This is a genomic window from Acinetobacter sp. Res13-Abat-PEC15-P4-01, assembly GCF_015676285.1.
In the GTDB taxonomy this organism is placed as follows: Bacteria; Pseudomonadota; Gammaproteobacteria; order Pseudomonadales; family Moraxellaceae; genus Acinetobacter; species Acinetobacter nematophilus.
Map to the genome: position 1 here is coordinate 264,356 of NZ_JADAIN010000037.1, position 17,544 is coordinate 281,899.

Sequence of the window (17,544 nt, forward strand, 5' to 3'; positions counted from 1 at the left end):
TTTCAGTAAAGTTTATTTACTTTTTCCTCAAATGAGATTTTTTTTATAAATGAGAGAGGGGGCGGTGTCCGCTGATAGTATCTTAAAAATTTTTTGATACCCCCCTACCGAGCTTTTTAATGCACCATTTTGGTGCAATATCTATTTTATTAAAATGTTCCACGAAAATCTTAATAAAATAAATATTATTAAATGTTTCACGAATTAAAAATCCCTGCCATTACAGACAGGGATCAGAAGTTTCATTACTATGGCCAACTTATGTGTTAATGGCTTGCCGTCACCAAAGTTAAATCCATTTTATACCCACCTTTTCTCAACATCCTGTCGAGCTATGATGATCATGAGTTGCGCATATACATGATTCATGCCGTCTTTCCGAGCTGTCAACATACGACCTATTCGCTACCCTAGCTCATTGCAAGCAATACATCTTGTGCAGTTAGTTGTTGCACACCTCCATCAATCCGATCTGCTTCATAATTAATTGTTTTTGGATTTAATAACCGTAAAAACTTTTCCATAATTCAAACTCCGTGTGAACGTGTGAATAATGTGGGAATAAAATTTAAAAGTCGTTCACATGGTAAGCTATTGTTTTTATATTTAATTTTATTAAATGTGAATGAGTGAATAATAAAATATACGCGCACGCGAAGAAAAAAAACATAAATAAGGGGTGAAATAGAAGTAGATATAAAACAGCGGGAAGGAAAATAAATTCTCACGTATGCGCGCGAAAATTTATTCACTCGTTCACATTGCACATTTTTACTATTATTAATCAGTGCATTACCGTGTGAACGAACGTGTGAACGAGGATTTTTGTCATTCCCATCGTTCACATCTAATAGCGTACAAGCTATTGTTTTACTGAAAAAATCAGCAGTGTTTAATTTATCATGCGGTAAGAACATTTGGAACTCCTTTTTCAAATTCATTCACACCAATGCCGTACCAGTCCATTGCATTTTCACCAGCAGGGCATTCATTTACGCACACAATTAGTGATTGCTCTTCCTCACGACCATATCTCCAACGCTGTTTTTCAAGCAATTTTATCCCATCAATTTTCTTCATATCTTCAGTAAATTTTCGATACGAATATTTGTGCTCCAATGTGGATGATGCCCATTCTTTGTATGAGTCATATAACTGCCTTGCCTTGCAATTGACATACTTATATTTGGTTTCTCCAGCAATCCATTCATCAATAAAAACTTCGATAGACCGCTTACTTGCATTCATTAACGCCTTTTTTGCTTCTGTGATCGGTGGCTTATCATGCTTAAAACCATCTAGTGAGTAGGTCATCAAGTATGTATAAAATGCATCCAATCCATCTGACGCTATTTCGCTATATACTTGTTCACTTAACTTTTCATCCAATTTATTCGCAGGTGCAATCACAAACCATCGGCGAGCCTCACCGTGTAAAGGAAAAGGGATATTCTCATTTGAAGCAAATGCCATATTAAAATAAGCAGGAACCTGTTTCTGAGGACGTTGCTTCTCATTAATCGTTACACTTTTAGCCGTAATCAAGGCATTTAGATAAGGCGTAACGTTGTATTTGGTCGCGTTTGTTGCAATTTCTTCACCAAAAATAAAAGCTGCATTATTTAACCACCCATTAAATTGTGGACTCTCTAACTCTTGCGATGTAATCACCCGATGATATTTTCCATAAATTCCGCCCATGACCTTTTCAAATAATGTCGTTTTACCTGATCCTTGAATATGACTAGCCATAAGTACCGCACTATGTGCCTTTTGCCCTTCGTTTTGAAGCGGAAATGCAAGCCATTGAATTAACCATTTTTCAATATCAAGATCTCCATTACACAAACACCAAATCATTTTCAATATTCCTGCACATCGTGACCGCACATCTGAAAATTCATACGGATTCCCGTCTTGATCCAGCAACCCTTTGACTGCATACCCCTCAAATGTGTTGATGTAATTTGGGTCAATGTCAATTTTTCGCGTCGGATCAAAGATCAATTTTTCATAATCAATTTCACTTCGAGTCGGACTTTCAATCCATTTTTTATATTCATTCGGATACATAAGCTGAGAAGCCGACCAAGACACTACTCGATTCAACGACTTGTCATATAAAAATGTTTCACCTTTGAGCAAAATACAATTTTTACTCATATTAGGGGCAACATGCCCAGCATCTTCAATTAATAATTTTTCAACTTCATCTTTTTCAAGCGTTTTGCGGTCATCATGGGCATACCAAACTTTAAAGATGCTACTCAATGTATGTTTAAGAGAAGAAATCTTAAATTTATGATTTGTTTTTAAATCAAATGCATCATTACTACATGCAATCACAGCATATCTATCCAATGCATTTTTTAGTTTAGCTTCAGGACTATTTGGGTCAAGAACCCTAAAATCTCCTTCACCAATTGTTGTTTGCTGACTATTCTGAGTAGGATCATTCATTGGTGGTGCAAAATCTAACTTAAAATCACTATCGGATTTGTCGATAGCTACATCATTTCCTGACAATTGCCCCAAAGTTTGGTCAGCTGAATCTAAGGGGTGTGGGGAAACAGCAAAAGCAGAAAGTTGAGATAAAATTCCGCTCTCAATCTGCTCGCGCACCGCTTCAAGCCCGCGTAGCACATGCAAGTCATTAAAATCAGATGGTGGCTTTGATGTTGCTGTTGGCTGCTCAATAATTTCTTCGTCACTCATACTGACTCCACTGTTTCAAATTTGGGTAAAATCACAATACCGCCAGTCGCAGCCAAAGCTTTATTAGCAGCTTTCAGTCCCGCATCTGGAGGATTTGAATGACTGTCGTCATCAGCACAAAATACAAACTGAGCATTTGGATATTTCTTTCTGAATTGTTTAGCGACTTTGTCGATGTTGCTTGACTGAAATGTTACGACTGTGGCGCGTCCTGTTGCTTCAAAAACGCTTGCACCTGTGGCATAACCCTCAACAAAACAAATAATCTGATTTGGTGCCGTAATTTGACCAATCAGAAAAAAACAGTCATTAATACGTCCACCAGGTAAATATGGCTTATGTCCATCTGCATGGATTTCTTGAATATTCCAAATTTTGTCGTCTATATCGAAAAGCGGAATAACCAAATTCCCCTTTCCATTGACTTTACAGCCATGATTAAGGACTTGCTTGCGTTCTAAATATGGGCAGTCACGATCTACAGATTTGTATGACCATGTCCGTTTTGCACGCTTGGCTGCCGCTTCACGTTCTTTCTCTTCTTTTTGAGCTTGTTCCAGTTGTAAACGCTCGGATTTTTCACGCCATTTTTTTCGATCTTCTTCAGTCACTTTACTTTCAGCAGAAAGCCCTAATACAGCTCCAACTTCTTTTAAAACTTCTGAATATTTCAAGCCTCTTGATTTTTCTACTAAAGAAAACCCATCACCTGCACCACATTGGTTACAAATCCATGTTCCTTTTCCCTGTTGATCATCAAACCTAAAACGATCTTTACCCCCGCAGATCGGGCAAGGACCATGTGTATTTTTATTACGTGGAACTTCAATTCCAAATGCTGGAAAAATACAATCACGCCAACGCCCAATTGCTGCATCTCGAACTTGATCAAATGTTAAAGCCATATTTAATGATCCTCATGTTTGAGATCATTTTCAGATTTCTTACGTGCCAAATTTTTCAACGTTGCCACTGCACTGATCAGTTCCATAGCATGCTTTTCAATCATTGCCATTTCAACTTCAGTAATTATGTGATCTTTTAACGACTCACTTAAACCATTAAAAAGTTCACCAACCTTATTCGAGACTTCGCCAATGTTCGCGAGAAATGAACAGTCTCCAATAATTTCATAATTAGGATATTGATAAATTGCAACATTCTCATACATCGAAGCCATGCTTTGTAAAATGCGAATATCTTTTGTATATGACGCAATCGCTTCAATTTGCTCAGGTTTTAAATGAAATTGATCATTATTGACATCAACTGCTTTGCTAAATGTCATTGAATTGAATCCATATATTTCAGCTATTAACACCAATTGATTGGGTAGATGCTTGCCAATTTTCGAAGTTAACAGGAATTGAAGAGCAAAAGCTTTCACATCGAAAAAAGAAATGGCCAGAAGATTTAGTTTGGTCAAAACAAGATGGCAATATTTATTATTCTTTAAGAGGTTATAACCAATGGTTGACAGAGCAAGCGGAAACACGTTACCTGCGGGCGTGCGGATCAGAGATGGCGCAATCGAAATCAACTTTACCCACAACAAAAAACGGTACTACATCACCCTCCCGCATCCCACGAGTGCGGAAGGTATTAGCGCAGCCGCTAAAATTAGAGGTGAATTAAAAAATAAGGCAAAATGGGGAATCTTGACTGAGCATGACCTTGCTCAGGCAAGAGGTCAAACAATTGATGAAACACATGTAATCGTCAGTGATGGTGTTCTATTTCAAGAAGTAGCACAAAAGTATCTAAAACAATGTGAAAGCAATCTTGATACAAAGAAAGGTTATCGTAATATTTTACAGAAACACTGGATGCCATACCTAGCTTTAGTGCCAATTCATCGTATTACCAGCAATGATATTAAAGAATTAATTATTGATGCAGATTATAAAACAACCAAGACGTTAAATAATTGTTTAATTCCTCTTCGTGGCGTTTTTAATGCAGCTATTGAGAATGGATATATAACTGAAAACCCTATACAACATATTAAAAATAAAAAAGTACAGATTGATATTCCAGACCCATTTAGCCGTGATGAAATGAATACGTTATTAAATTGGTTAAACACAAATTTGAAAGATAAAGATCATTTTTATTATTGGTATTATGAACTGGCATTCTGGTGTGGCTGCCGACCTTCTGAATTAATTGCATTAAGATGGTCAGATATAGATTGGTTTAACGGAACCATGCGTATAAATAAAAGCCGTGTACGTGGACATGAAAAAAATGTAACCAAGACTCATACTGCACGTGAAGTATACTTAAATGACAGATCAAAAGAAGCATTAAATGCAATTAAAGGTTTAAAGCTTCACAATGATTATGTGATGATTTGTCCTGAAACTAACGAGCCTTTTTTTAATGAAAAGCCACCAAGAAATCGCTTAGTCGAAGCAATGAAATCATGCATGATTCGTCATAGACCTGCATACAACGCACGTCATACTTACGCCACAATGTTATTAATGGATGGTGTTAATCCTGTATTTGTTGCCGATCAACTCGGCCATAGCTTGCAAATGCTAATTAAGCGATATGCGAAATGGATTCATGGTGATAAAAACAGGATTGAGATGGCAAAACTAAATACAGGCACTTAATAAGTGCCTTTTTTTATATTTATAAGAATGTGGCGCAAAAAGTGGTAAGTGTGGCAAAAATGTGGCAATAAAAAAGCCACTTATGATAAGTGACTGATTTATAATAAAAAATTTGGTGGGATGGCGTCAATTGAACAATGCGTATAAGTTGTTGTTTTAAGTTGTCTTTTAAAATTATTAAATCTAAGGGATACACACAGGGATACAAGATATCTTTTACTAGGAATAATTTACCCCGATTAGATCTTCTAATTAAAATAACTTTTAGCCACTAAATTTAAAAAATAAAACTAAGGTTTTATCAGGTTTTTACTTCAAATTTATTCATCAAGACTGTTAGGAAGTTGAGGAAAGTAAATTTCTATAAAATCTCTAATCGAAATGTAATCAGAATCCTTAAGTGAATTTAAGAGTGACTTAAACTTTTCATATCGTTCTTTTTCATAAACTTTCGAAAAATATGACTTTAATTTTTTTTCTAAAGTAGCAATAGGTCTGTTTGCCGTAAATTGAGCTTTATATGTATAAGATAAATTGATTAGTGCTTGTTTATGCTTAGACTCTAATCTCAAAATTTTTGCTAAATCTTCATGAATTGAAGCCTCAATTACTCTAGTCGAATTTAGGTCAAATCCCGATCGAGATGCGTGTCTTAAATATAATTCTTTTTGTTCATGTAAAAATTTCCATGCATCATCATACCTTTTTTCTTGTATGGCAAACTTTGCTAATTTTTTCTTTTCAGCGGCTTGACCTAAAAAATCCTGCATCTTTTCCCCTATTTTTCTAATTTTAGACTCTTAAATTTTGAATCATTAAAATCATAACCTACAAGTTGTAAATTTTACATCTTTTTATGGACTCAAAAAATGTTAGGTTTTGACAGGTTCTTTAGGGCATTCGGAAATTAAAAATATTTGAAAAGTAACATATAAACCAAGCTGTTCACGTAACGCTCCGAAAACTCTTTTTATGGACTCTAAAAATTAGTAACAGATAAGATTTTTCTGATATCTAACGTGTCGGAAAACTCAATGTTTAAGGTGTGTATAAATTCTTTTTTAAGGACTCCGAAAATAAAACGAAACGGTAAGTTTAGGGTAAGGTTTTATCGGTATCTAGAGATAGCCGAAAATTAATAAACGGCATGTTTACGGCAAGATTTTATTGGAATCTAACGTGTCCGTAAATTCGATTATTTGGCTTAGTTCAAGGTTTATCGGAAGTCAATCACCACAAGATTACAACTAGATTTATAAAATACCTTTAGGGGCTGAAAAAACTATGCTTTTTATGGGGTCGGAAAATTATTATTTTCGTAGAATCACAAATGACAAAACCGACAAAACCTTTTGAGTTATGTCAGTTTTGACAGTGCTATTTGGGGGAATCGTAAATTTTAGGGTTAATCAAATACCGCTTACTAGGTCGACCTCCACGAGTAGTTGATTCAATTTCAAATTCATTGAGCCATTCATAATCGACTAATACGTCAAGGGCTTCATTTATCGCATTTATCTCTGTTAAACCTTTCCAACTTTTACGATAGGCTTCTCTTGAACTAAAACCATCTATACGCCATGAATCACTTTCTTTAAGACTCTTTAACTTCAAAGCTAAAGCATGGGCTTTAAATGTACTTGAATGTAGAACCATGCCATAAATGCGCCGTGCGTGGCTTTCTAGGTAATCACACCATTTAATTGCCATTTCTACACAATTAAGGCTTATTCCGCCTATACGCTCACCTAGTTGCACAGAATCCACAAGATGAAAGATTAAAGCCAATGAGGGCATTAATTTACCAAACTTCGATAAATGCTCCTGAATGATTGCGTGTTCTTCATTGGGAATCGTGATGCCATTTAATTGAGTCGACCATGCTTTATAGGCTTGCTGCGCTTGTGCTGTAAATCGAAAATAAGGTCGAGTATTAAATTCATCACTTGGTTGTGCGCCTAGCTTTGTTAGCTCATGTTCATTGAGTTCATCAAGTTGTTTAAACAAATTAAATACCGCTTCCTTAGCTTCTTTATTGCTCGTTACATCAGCATATTGCCATTTTTCAATGTCGGGATAGATAAGCAACTGAAAGCGTTGTAACAAGCCATCATTGCCCATACCTTTTATGGTTTTTTCTAAATAGCTCATTAGTTTGTCAGGTTGTATCCCTCCCAATACTGAAAGACAATGATTTTGTATAAATCCTGAACCTCTCGTAATTCGGTCAAACTGAAATGAACTATTGCCGTTCCATCCCTCAAGATAAAATGCTCGTCCTGTATCGGTATCATTTTGATCTAATGAACTGAGCAAGCCGATAAGCTCATCACGGATGACTAAAATACCGTTTGGATTACTTCTCTCTAAATCTGCCAATGCTTCGGGTGTGGAATCATTGGTAAAGTAGCGTTTTAATACAGGCGGTTTTTCTGCTTCCGCTTGCATGTCGGCAATTTCCTGAGCAAGTTTTAACTTGTCCTGAGCTTCCTCAACTTTATCTATTCTTTTATTAAGTAGTTTTTCAGTCGATTTAAATACAATGCCTTTCGCAATGCTTTCCTTTTGCTCAAATTCAAATTGTTCTTTAGCTTGTAAAACGAGTCGATCTAAATGCCTTGTGCCTGCACTTATAGCGGGTGACTTTTTGCTACTCGGTGGCGCAATTATTCCGCCCCATAGGTTAGGCACGATTGAATAATCATCTAGTTGTTTAGGCTTAATCGCGACTCGTGCGCCTATCAATGCACCCAATGAAGTAAGTAGACACACGGCGACTAGATCAAAAGTCATATTATCTGCTCGTTTTGCTTCATCCTCACAATAGTTATATACATCGAGTGGAAGCATATCTTTAGTAATTTTCTTCACTGGTAATAATTCAGACTTTATTTTTTTGGGTTCTTTCCAAACTTCCTGAAATACTGGTAGGTCTTTTATTGCATCATCTATAAACGCTTGTACCTCTTGCACTGTTTCATCTTGTGTAATTTCCATAAAACTTCCATCATTTCGATATTGCTCTATAAGCTGTGCTTTTTGGCTTCGTGCTATTTCGAGCAATATTTGTTTATTCTGTGGTCGAGTCGGGATATATAGCTGTTTGTAGCCTGCATTCCATAACTGTTTTACGACCACTTCAATTGTGTTTATATCTGCGTGTTTTAACGCTGTATTCGTTGTTTTACACATATCAGGCAATACAGCTAAAGCAGTGGCGTAATGTGTTTGAGCAAGTTTAAAAAACGTCTTGAGTTCATAGCAGATAATGACAGGCTTATCTTTTTTGAGTTCGCCAAAGTAGGCAAAGCCATAAGCAAGTCCATCAGGCAGTATTTGAACTCGTTGTGTCCGTTGTAATACAGCACATTGAATCAATTTCAATTGACCGTTATAGATAGGCAATATCATCGGGTTGTCATACTTCACGCCATCTATATCAATGACAGCATTATCAATATAGATGGGGTGGTTAGGGCTACCATTTGATTCAATGACAGGGTGACGCATAAATGCGCTGTCCTGTGGATTAAGTCTTATACAATTTGCTAATATGTCATTAGGCTGTTCTAGGTTTGGGGTTTCTTGATATGCAGTCATTTATACCCCCTCAAATTTTATTCATTGCAAAATCTAAAATAGAACACAAGATAATAAAAACTATGCCGTAGCCAATACCTTGTACTAAATCTTTAATAAAAGTTTTCATGCGTCCACCTCATTTGAGTCTTGAGTAAGGTTTTGCATTTTTGATTTATGCCATTCGATGATTTGCATATAGTCGAAATAGACTGGCGACTGGCGTGAAGTTCCCGCCTTAATCTTTTGGGGGAAGTCAGGGTCTAATTTAATAATGTTGTTGAGGGTTTCACGGCTTACATCAAGGATTTGGCACGTTGTTTTAAATGAGATACGTACAGGATAGATAGTCATATTTATGCTTACTCTGTTAAAAAGTTAAGTTAAATATGTCATTGAATTTATGTAATAAATAGAATCCCCATATTGATAAAATCATAGTAGGGGATTTTTTGAATAAGTTTTAAAGTGGGAGGTAAATTCAATAAATTCAAATACTAAAAGGGTAAGTCTACACTTAAAGCGTCATTTAGTGTTTCAGGGATTTCAGCTAAAATATTTTTATTTAATTGTGTTGAATTAGTATGTTCTTTAACTTTATAAGCATCACCTCCAAAATGGTGGAGGGGGTTTCCAACAATTGTATTCCCCCCTTTATCAAAATTAGCAATTTCAGCCATTTCCTCGAATTTTGTTGTTGATCTAATATTCAAAGAAAATTTGTCAGCATGGGTTGATAGCCAATCCGTTAGATATTTTTTTGTTGTTGTACTTTGAATGTCTGCTGTAAATAATGATTCCCATGCACTGACAACTGCATGCAATTTGGGGCTATATAAAGGATGAGATTGATTACCAATATCCGCAATTTTTCCTTGAGGGAAAAAAGATAAGGGATATACGCCTCTATCTCTAAGCCATTCTATTAAATCTGTTTTTTCAATCGTTGTTCTAGTCACATCTAATTCATGAGTCAAAAACCAATCAGTCTGCATATCACTTTTTGTTAACAATTTAGTATTGTAATTATCCACAACTATAGTTGCTTTTAACTTTTCTTTTTTAATAGCATTACACAAAGATTTTTTAACAAGCTCAACAGCCTCACGGATATTATCAGGATCACTGTTATTAATTTCTCGAAATCCCCATTCGCCATATTGATCATCAAAATAATATTTATGAGGGCTTATCCCTGCTATTAAGCAGGAAGCATCATTAATTGAAAAATCATCCATCAATTTAAATAAATCTTCTTCTACTAAACCTTGCATAATGCCCCCTTAGAGTTCTTCTTTGTTCAAAAATTAATATTCATTATACTTGCATATAATTTGTCATTTAGCTTTCTTAAATTGAATAATACTTTGATCTGCTATTTCTTCTAAATGATTCGCATACCATTGCATCATATTTGCTCGGTCTTGTAAGTATTGAGCCTTGTTATACACACCCGCTACACCATCCTTTACATGCGCTAAAGCCGATTCAATATGACGCTCATCAAAACCACGATTATTTAAAAGCGTACTGGCTATGTGCCTAAAACCGTGTGGAGTTTGTCGCCCCTCATAACCCATACGGCGCAAAGCCATAATAAAAACTGTGTCCGACTTTGGTTTGCTCTTATCTGAACGACTCGGAAATAAAAAATCAGAATTAGTATCGTAGCTTTTAAGTTCTTGCAAAATTGCTATGGCTTGAGTCGGTAAAGGGACAACATGCTCACGGCGTTTCTTCATACGTTCTTCGGGGATATTCCAAACTGAGTTATCAAAATCAAACTCATCCCATTTTGCACCACGTAATTCACTAGGACGACAAAACAGCATAGCAAGCAACTGTAAGCCCATACGGACGTCCATAGTCGGATAATTATTGATAGCTCTTAAAAGGGCGGGCAATTCCTTTTCATCAACATGCGCCATATTGGCTTTTTTACCTTGCTCAAGGTATTTCTGAATACCCTCTAATGGGTTGTAATCAATACGACCTGTGACCTTTGCATAATCATAAACATCACGACACATTGCCCGCATACGATTTACTTGCTCATAAATGCCTTTTTCTTCTTGTATCCCTTTGAGTAAATCCATCCACTCTTTAGGTTTAATCGTGGTGTATAAGCGTTTACCCAAAACAGGGAATATATGTTTTTCCAATGCACCTTTATTTCTTGTCATGGTATCTGTTACCCATGACTTTAATTTAGTGTCTAACCATTCACGAGCCAACAATTCAAAAGTAGCATTATTTTGTTCTAAGTCTTGGCGTTTGCGCTCTTGTTTAGAAATGATAGGGTTTTCACCTCTAGATACATCATCTAAAAGTTCTTTGGCTTTCTTACGTGCTAACTGTCCGCTTATTTCAGGATAACCGCCTAGCCCTAACCATGACCATTTACCATCAGGCTTTTTATATCTGAGTTGCCATGACTTATTACCATCACTTTTTACTCGAATATATAAACCATTACCATCAAGCTCTCGATACTCTTTTGATTCAGCTTCTAGGTTAGCAAGTACCGTATCTGATAAAGGACGGCGTTTTATTTCAGTTCTTTTCATTAGCCTTGTATCCCTCGGATTCAATTTTTTCTCAAGGATACACGTTGGGATACATGAAGCGCAATACTATATGCTTTTATGTTTGGTTATATTTCGGCAAGAAAAAAGGCTTAAACCTTTAAGATTCAAGCCTTTTGTCTTTAAAACTTGGCATATTTTGCCATGTTTTGGAAGGTATTTGGTGGAGATGGCGGGAGTTGAACCCGCGTCCGCCAACACTACACTCGAGAATACTACATGCTTAGATATCGTCAATTATTTTAACGCTAAGTGACCCGACGAACAGGGTACAAAACGCGATCCTCTAAATTTAGTACAAAGCCCCGAGGCTTGACTTTATACGGACTTGTGTGCGTGCGCTTCGGTCGGGTTCACTGACCACAAGTATTCAGTGAAGCGGACAAACTGCCCTTAGGCAGCTAGAGCGTAAGATTCGTCGTTTGCGACTAAAATATGCAAATTTGATTTACGAGAGAAAATGCGCTCTCGGCATGCATCTATGAGCTTCATCATCGGCGTCGAAGCCAATAACATCCCCAGATAACAAGCTCATCATAACATAAATGTTGTAAATTAAGCAGATAATTCGCGACATTTATTCTAAATGATGTGCCTAGTCCTATAATTGCGTTAATATCAGTTTTTTTCAAGGGACAAATATAAAAAAGATGAGCTATTTACTCTCACTTGATCAAGGAACGACCTCTAGCCGTGCAATTATCTTTAATGAGCATGGAAAAGTATATGCGTCAGCACAACGTGAAATCCAAATCAAAACGCCTCAATCTGGGTGGGTTGAACAAGATGCGATGGAAATTTGGACCACGCAGATTGCAGTGGTTCAACAAGCAATTGCCTCAGCACGATTACTTGCCAAAGACATCAAAGCCCTTGGTTTAACCAATCAACGTGAAACCACTGTTGTTTGGGACAAAAGAAATGGAAAGCCACTTGCCCCAGCCATTGTTTGGCAAGATCGACGTGCAACAGATTGGTGTAATCAACTGAGCCAACACAATTTATCTGAAAAAATTCATTTAAAGACAGGACTAAGAATTGATCCTTATTTCAGTGCTGGAAAGCTGGTTTGGCTTTTAGACAATGTTGAGGGATTAAGACAATTGGCTGAGCAAAATCATGTTGCCTTTGGAACGATTGACAGTTGGCTCATCTGGAATCTAACACAAGGCTCGGAACATGTAATTGAAGCCAGTAATGCGTCTCGTACCATGTTGATGGATTTAAAAACTCAGCAATGGGACGAGGAACTCTTGGCATTATTCAATATTCCTAAAAGTATCCTGCCTCAAATTATTCAATCAGACTGCTATATTGCCAGTACAGCAACAGGCTTGTTGGGTGCCGAAATTCCAATTTGTGGTGTACTGGGCGATCAGCAATCTGCGTTATTTGGGCAATCCTGTTTTGAAACAGGTACGGCAAAAAATACCTATGGCACTGGCTGTTTTATGCTATTCAATACAGGACATGAGATCCAATATAGTCAAAACAAACTGCTCACGACCTTGGCATGGAACTGTCAAAACCAGTCTAGCTATGCATTGGAAGGCAGTGTATTTATGGCAGGCGCAATCGTGCAATGGTTAAGAGACGGTTTAGGCATTATCAAAAACAGTGCTGAAGTTGAACAGTTAGCGTGCCAAGTCAACACCACGGATGGTGTGGTACTTGTACCGGCATTTACAGGATTGGGTGCGCCGCATTGGGACAGTGATGCACGTGCATTACTCTGTGGCATGTCACGTGGCACCAATAAGTCACATATTGCCAGAGCAGCGTTGGAATCCATCGCATTTCAAGTTTCAGATGCATTAACCGCAATGCAGTCGGATATTTCACAGCCTTTAAAAGAACTGCGTGTGGATGGTGGAGCGAGTCAAAATGATATGCTGATGCAATTTCAAGCTGATATTTTAAATGTACCAGTATTGCGTCCAAAGCTTTTGGAATCGACTGCATGGGGTGCAGCAGCTATGGCAGGTCTCAAAAGCAATATATTTAATAATCTCAATGAAATTTCAGAATCTTGGCAGTTAGATCGAGCTTTTGAACCGAAAATGAGCAATGACCAACGTGAGTATCATTTAAGTTTATGGAATGATGCTTTACAAAGAGCAAAGTCGAATTAAATCACACGCCCTAAAAAAACTGGGCTATCGGTTTACCCAAAGTAAACTTTTGTCCAGTTTTTAAATTAAATTCGTTCGACGAAAAGCACACCATTTAAATGATCAATTTCATGCTGAACAATTCGAGCAGGAAAACCGTGGAAGCTCTGAATTACTTTCTCGCCCTTTAAACTAAAAAACTGCACGGTAATCTGTTCTGCACGAGACACTTGACCTCGTTCATCAGGTACGCTCAAGCACCCCTCTTCACCCAACACTGTTTGTGACGACTGCGATATAATCTCAGGATTTACCATCGTAATGGCTTCCATTTCGGGCGCATCTGGATAACGGGGATTTGGTCGTGAAGCCACAATAATCACTCGCTTAGAAACATAAACTTGCGGTGCTGCAATCCCCACACCATTTCGTTCCAACATCGTTGCCTCTAGTGCTTTGGCAAGCTCTTGCAACCATGCCGTTGAAAACTCAGTATCAGCGACTGGAGCTGCGATTAATTTTAAAACATCTTCGCCACGCTGAGCGATTGGTAAAATAATACTCATAGTCTCTTCTGATTTTTTAGCATACCTTGTGGTGGTTTAATTTTAGCATTCAGTCATGTAATCACAATTGCATTATTTCATACAAGCAATGCATCTGCTTCGCTAAACTTTCATTCATCATATATGAAGTTTTAGACTGGCTTTTAATTCATTTTTAATCTTACTCTTGTAAATAACAGTCACTCAATCATGAGATCATATCAATGAATAGTACCGCCTTATTTCTCGGTTTGATTTTTAGTTCGATTGGACTAGGTTATTTTATTTATGGAAAAAAACAAAAAATGACCATGCCATTTATCTGTGGCATCGCTTTAATGATTTTTCCCTATTTCTTTGAGAATAATCTGCTGATCAGTGCGATGGGAATCCTTCTTTGTCTTATTCCATGGTTTTTTCGTATATAACAGCTTATTACTCTTTTGAGTTTTCATACGGGTTTATGGTTGATTCCGAACTGTGTAGTTAACATGATGATATGCATAAATTATAGAGTCAGCTTTATGAATAACCTCCAACAGCTAAATACTCGAGGATTCATCTTGATACATCCTCATTTAACCTAAAGCATACATGCTAAATAACCCATAACAATTTGTTCTCACGATCAAAATAAAGATTGATTATTCAAGGAAAAAATTGTTTTTTAAAATTATAAACCTTTAGTTATGACTATTTTTTAGATATTACAACATGGATGAAAAAATAAATCTTGATCCGGAAGACAAACGTACCCTTGCTCTCTCTTCTTTAGGAGGTGCACTCGAATTTTATGATTTTGTGATTTATGTATTCTACGCAAAAATCATTGCTGAACTGTTTTTTCCTGACTCACTGAGTCCTTTTTGGGCCATGCTCAACACTTATGGAATTTTTGCAGCTGGATATTTCTTCCGTCCTTTGGGCGGTATAATCATGGCACATTTTGGTGATCTAGTAGGTCGTAAGCGTCTATTTAGTCTCTCTATTCTATTGATGGCACTTCCGACCTTAGTCATTGGTCTTATGCCAACCTATGCTGAAATAGGTCTCGCTGCACCATTATTATTACTGCTTATGCGCGTGGTACAAGGTATTGCCATTGGTGGAGAAATTCCAGCAGCGTGGACTTTTGTTTCAGAACACGTTTCTGAAAAGAAAATTGGCTTTGCCAACGGTCTACTGACAGCAGGCTTATCTTTAGGCATTTTACTGGGATCACTGACGTCTTTATTGATTTCCATCAAGTTTAGTGAAACAGAAATCCATGGTTGGGCTTGGCGTATTCCCTTTATTTTGGGTGGAATATTTGGATTAGTTGCCTTATATCTGAGAAGCTATCTCAAAGAAACACCTGTGTTTAAAGCAATGCAGGTACGTAAACAGCTCTCCAAAGACCTCCCAGTCAAACAGGTCTTAAGCTTTCATAAGTCAGCAGTTTTGATTGGAATGCTCTTTACTTGGTTTTTAACCGGGTGTGTCGTGGTGGTGATTTTAGCAATGCCTAATTTACTTACAGCGACATTTGCTTTTCAACGTGCAGATGCATTTCAAATGCAAAGTGCTGCAATCTTAATGCAGATGATAGGGTGTGTCATTGCAGGATCGCTGGCTGATCGCTTTGGTGCAGGCCATATTATGTTCTGGGGTTCACTCTGCGTCGCTGTTATTTCAGGTATTTTTTATAATAGTTTAGGGTATGGCACACCATCTACTATTTTTAGTCTCTATCTGTTACTAGGTTTCTTTTCAGGTACGGTAGGTATAGTGTCTTATAGCATGGTTAAAATGTTTCCTGCTCAAATCCGTTTTTCAGGAATTTCTTTTTCCTATAATGTTGCTTATGCCATCGCCGGTGGATTGACTCTCCCATTGGTACAATGGCTCAGTTTATATAGCAATATTGGCGCAATGTACTATATCTTGGTCCTGTGTTGCATCACCCTGATGACAAGTTTAATCTACCGGAAAAAATTTGAAAAACATTAAATCACTTGCTTGGATTCAATTGAAGGGATAATTTTAATTTCGAGAAAATGACGGACTTGATTGCGTCCATTCTTTTTTGCTAAATATAATGCCTGATCTGCCTGACGGATAATTTCTTCTTTGGTAATGACAAAAGGATTGATTGAGGCAGCAACACCAAAACTTGCAGTAATGCTGATTTTGCGATGTGTATCCAATAAAATGACTTGTTTCTCAATTGCTTTACGGCATCGCTCTGCGATATCAATGGCCTTAACAAGCTGACCTCCTCTGGTCAGAATGATAAACTCCTCACCGCCAAACCGTCCAACAATATCTTCTTCATGAATATTTTCAGTCAAAATACCGGCAACTTGCTGTAAAACGATATCGCCAATGTCATGCCCATATTTATCATTAATATCTTTAAAATAATCAAGGTCTAACAACACAATCGCAAAAGAGCTCCGTTGCTGTTTAAGCATTTCAATATTCTCACTGATTTTACGGCGGTTAAAAATACCGGTCAGAGGATCAATAATACTCACATGCTCGATCATTTTCTCCCGTTTGCGCCACTGGGTGAGAAGAATTTCAAATAAAACCAAACTTGCGAAAAAAATAGGAATATAAAAATACAGCATCGAATAAACCCAAAACTCATTCTTATACAGGGGTGTAGTCAATAATTTTTCACTGAAAATCGGAGCATAGGCAATTTTACCTGTCAGGGTTAGTGCAATACTGATAAGAATAAAAATGCTAATAGGAACAACAGTGAAATACACCACCTGCCGTTCAAACAATACCAAGCCAACGGTAATGAGACTGACAAAACCTGCAATTGATGCTGGACTGAATATACCTATACAATAAGCGCCATAAATAAAAACAGCGCCAAAATATGCAATTGTTATATAAGGAATAAGTTTTTCAAAAATAGAAATTTTTTTTAAAGATCGAATCAGAAAAATAAGCACAAAAAAACCAATTGTAGCAAGTGTCAACATTCGAAAATAGGTTGGGTAAAAAGCTTGGTTGATCCAAGGCTGTAGATCTGTGCTCGCTTGGCTGACATACCACCATATGACCCACAAAAAAACATCTATAGCACCAAGTAATAGGACCAAACTACACTTTTTATAATTACTCCAATTCATGATCATGTTGTCATTGACAAAAACTTCAGCGGAGGAATGTATGACCTCTCTATTTTTTTGCTTCATATTACCATTCACCCATCAAAAATAGTGAATTACTCTCTATTTTTATTTTTCATTTCGATGATTAAAATATAGCACTAAGAAAACTCAAAGTAAGTCAATTTTTTAAATAATTCCATTTGTTAATTTTATTTATTTTATAAATAAAATTAACAAATGAAACACGCTTATTTCTGTGGACTTAACACAATATTTAT

14 protein-coding genes and 1 other RNA gene are annotated in these 17,544 nt (G+C 36.9%); 4 read left to right on the forward strand and 11 right to left on the reverse strand.

Annotated features, from left to right (window positions below; all coding sequences use genetic code 11):
• Positions 1-900 precede the first annotated feature (900 nt).
• The 3 genes from IMO47_RS14075 to IMO47_RS19940 are packed head-to-tail and all read right to left on the reverse strand — an operon-like array spanning position 901 to position 4,210.
• Complete coding sequence (locus tag IMO47_RS14075; protein ID WP_196076363.1) at positions 901-2,715, reverse strand: DUF5906 domain-containing protein; 1,815 nt, start codon at positions 2,713-2,715, stop codon at positions 901-903.
• Positions 2,712-3,620, reverse strand: a complete 909-nt coding sequence (locus IMO47_RS14080) for a primase-helicase zinc-binding domain-containing protein (protein WP_151802650.1) — start codon at positions 3,618-3,620, stop codon at positions 2,712-2,714. The genes IMO47_RS14075 and IMO47_RS14080 overlap by 4 nt, the downstream gene beginning before the upstream one ends.
• 2 nt (positions 3,621-3,622) lie before the next feature.
• Positions 3,623-4,210, reverse strand: coding sequence for a phage regulatory CII family protein (locus IMO47_RS19940; protein ID WP_347339653.1), 588 nt, complete (start codon positions 4,208-4,210; stop codon positions 3,623-3,625).
• On the opposite strand from IMO47_RS19940, the gene IMO47_RS14090 reads away from it, so the two are divergent.
• Positions 4,185-5,336 (forward strand): site-specific integrase, encoded by a 1,152-nt coding sequence (locus IMO47_RS14090; protein WP_196076365.1) that lies wholly within the window; start codon positions 4,185-4,187, stop codon positions 5,334-5,336. The genes IMO47_RS19940 and IMO47_RS14090 overlap by 26 nt on opposite strands.
• Positions 5,337-5,656: 320 nt before the next feature.
• Here IMO47_RS14090 and IMO47_RS14095 read toward each other — a convergent pair whose 3' ends face one another.
• From IMO47_RS14095 to ssrA, 6 genes are all read right to left on the reverse strand, one after another.
• The gene (locus tag IMO47_RS14095) at positions 5,657-6,106 is read right to left on the reverse strand and encodes a hypothetical protein (RefSeq protein ID WP_196074403.1); all 450 of its coding nucleotides are present in this window, start codon (positions 6,104-6,106) and stop codon (positions 5,657-5,659) included.
• A 607-nt stretch (positions 6,107-6,713) separates the two neighbouring features.
• A complete protein-coding gene (locus tag IMO47_RS14100; RefSeq protein ID WP_196074402.1) occupies positions 6,714-8,936 on the reverse strand; it encodes a YfjI family protein in 2,223 nt (740 codons plus the stop codon).
• Positions 8,937-9,041: 105 nt separating this feature from the next.
• Positions 9,042-9,269 (reverse strand): transcriptional regulator, encoded by a 228-nt coding sequence (locus tag IMO47_RS14105; protein WP_196074401.1) that lies wholly within the window; start codon positions 9,267-9,269, stop codon positions 9,042-9,044.
• A gap of 143 nt (positions 9,270-9,412) precedes the next feature.
• Positions 9,413-10,189: a hypothetical protein gene (locus IMO47_RS14110; protein WP_196074400.1), complete on the reverse strand. Its 777-nt coding sequence runs from the start codon at positions 10,187-10,189 to the stop codon at positions 9,413-9,415.
• 63 nt (positions 10,190-10,252) lie between these two features.
• Positions 10,253-11,482 carry a tyrosine-type recombinase/integrase gene (locus tag IMO47_RS14115; RefSeq protein ID WP_196074399.1) on the reverse strand — a complete coding sequence of 410 codons (1,230 nt, stop codon included), beginning with the start codon at positions 11,480-11,482 and terminating at the stop codon, positions 10,253-10,255.
• Positions 11,483-11,661: 179 nt separating this feature from the next.
• Positions 11,662-12,020: a transfer-messenger RNA gene (ssrA, locus tag IMO47_RS14120) on the reverse strand.
• A gap of 130 nt (positions 12,021-12,150) precedes the next feature.
• On the opposite strand from ssrA, the gene glpK reads away from it, so the two are divergent.
• Positions 12,151-13,632 (forward strand): glycerol kinase GlpK, encoded by a 1,482-nt coding sequence (gene glpK, locus IMO47_RS14125; RefSeq protein WP_196074398.1) that lies wholly within the window; start codon positions 12,151-12,153, stop codon positions 13,630-13,632.
• Between the two features lie 65 nt (positions 13,633-13,697).
• On the opposite strand, the gene def is transcribed toward glpK, so the two are convergent.
• Complete coding sequence (gene def / locus IMO47_RS14130; protein WP_196074397.1) at positions 13,698-14,177, reverse strand: peptide deformylase; 480 nt, start codon at positions 14,175-14,177, stop codon at positions 13,698-13,700.
• A 203-nt stretch (positions 14,178-14,380) separates the two neighbouring features.
• Here def and IMO47_RS14135 point away from each other — a divergent pair, with 203 nt between their 5' ends.
• A complete protein-coding gene (locus tag IMO47_RS14135) occupies positions 14,381-14,584 on the forward strand; it encodes an amino acid transport protein (RefSeq protein ID WP_196074396.1) in 204 nt (67 codons plus the stop codon).
• Positions 14,585-14,870: 286 nt separating this feature from the next.
• On the forward strand, positions 14,871-16,145 hold the full coding sequence (locus tag IMO47_RS14140) for an MFS transporter (RefSeq protein WP_196074395.1): 1,275 nt from the start codon (positions 14,871-14,873) through the stop codon (positions 16,143-16,145).
• On the opposite strand, the gene IMO47_RS14145 is transcribed toward IMO47_RS14140, so the two are convergent.
• A complete protein-coding gene (locus tag IMO47_RS14145) occupies positions 16,142-17,284 on the reverse strand; it encodes a GGDEF domain-containing protein (RefSeq protein ID WP_196074394.1) in 1,143 nt (380 codons plus the stop codon). The two genes, IMO47_RS14140 and IMO47_RS14145, sit on opposite strands and share 4 nt — an antisense overlap.
• Positions 17,285-17,544 lie beyond the last annotated feature (260 nt).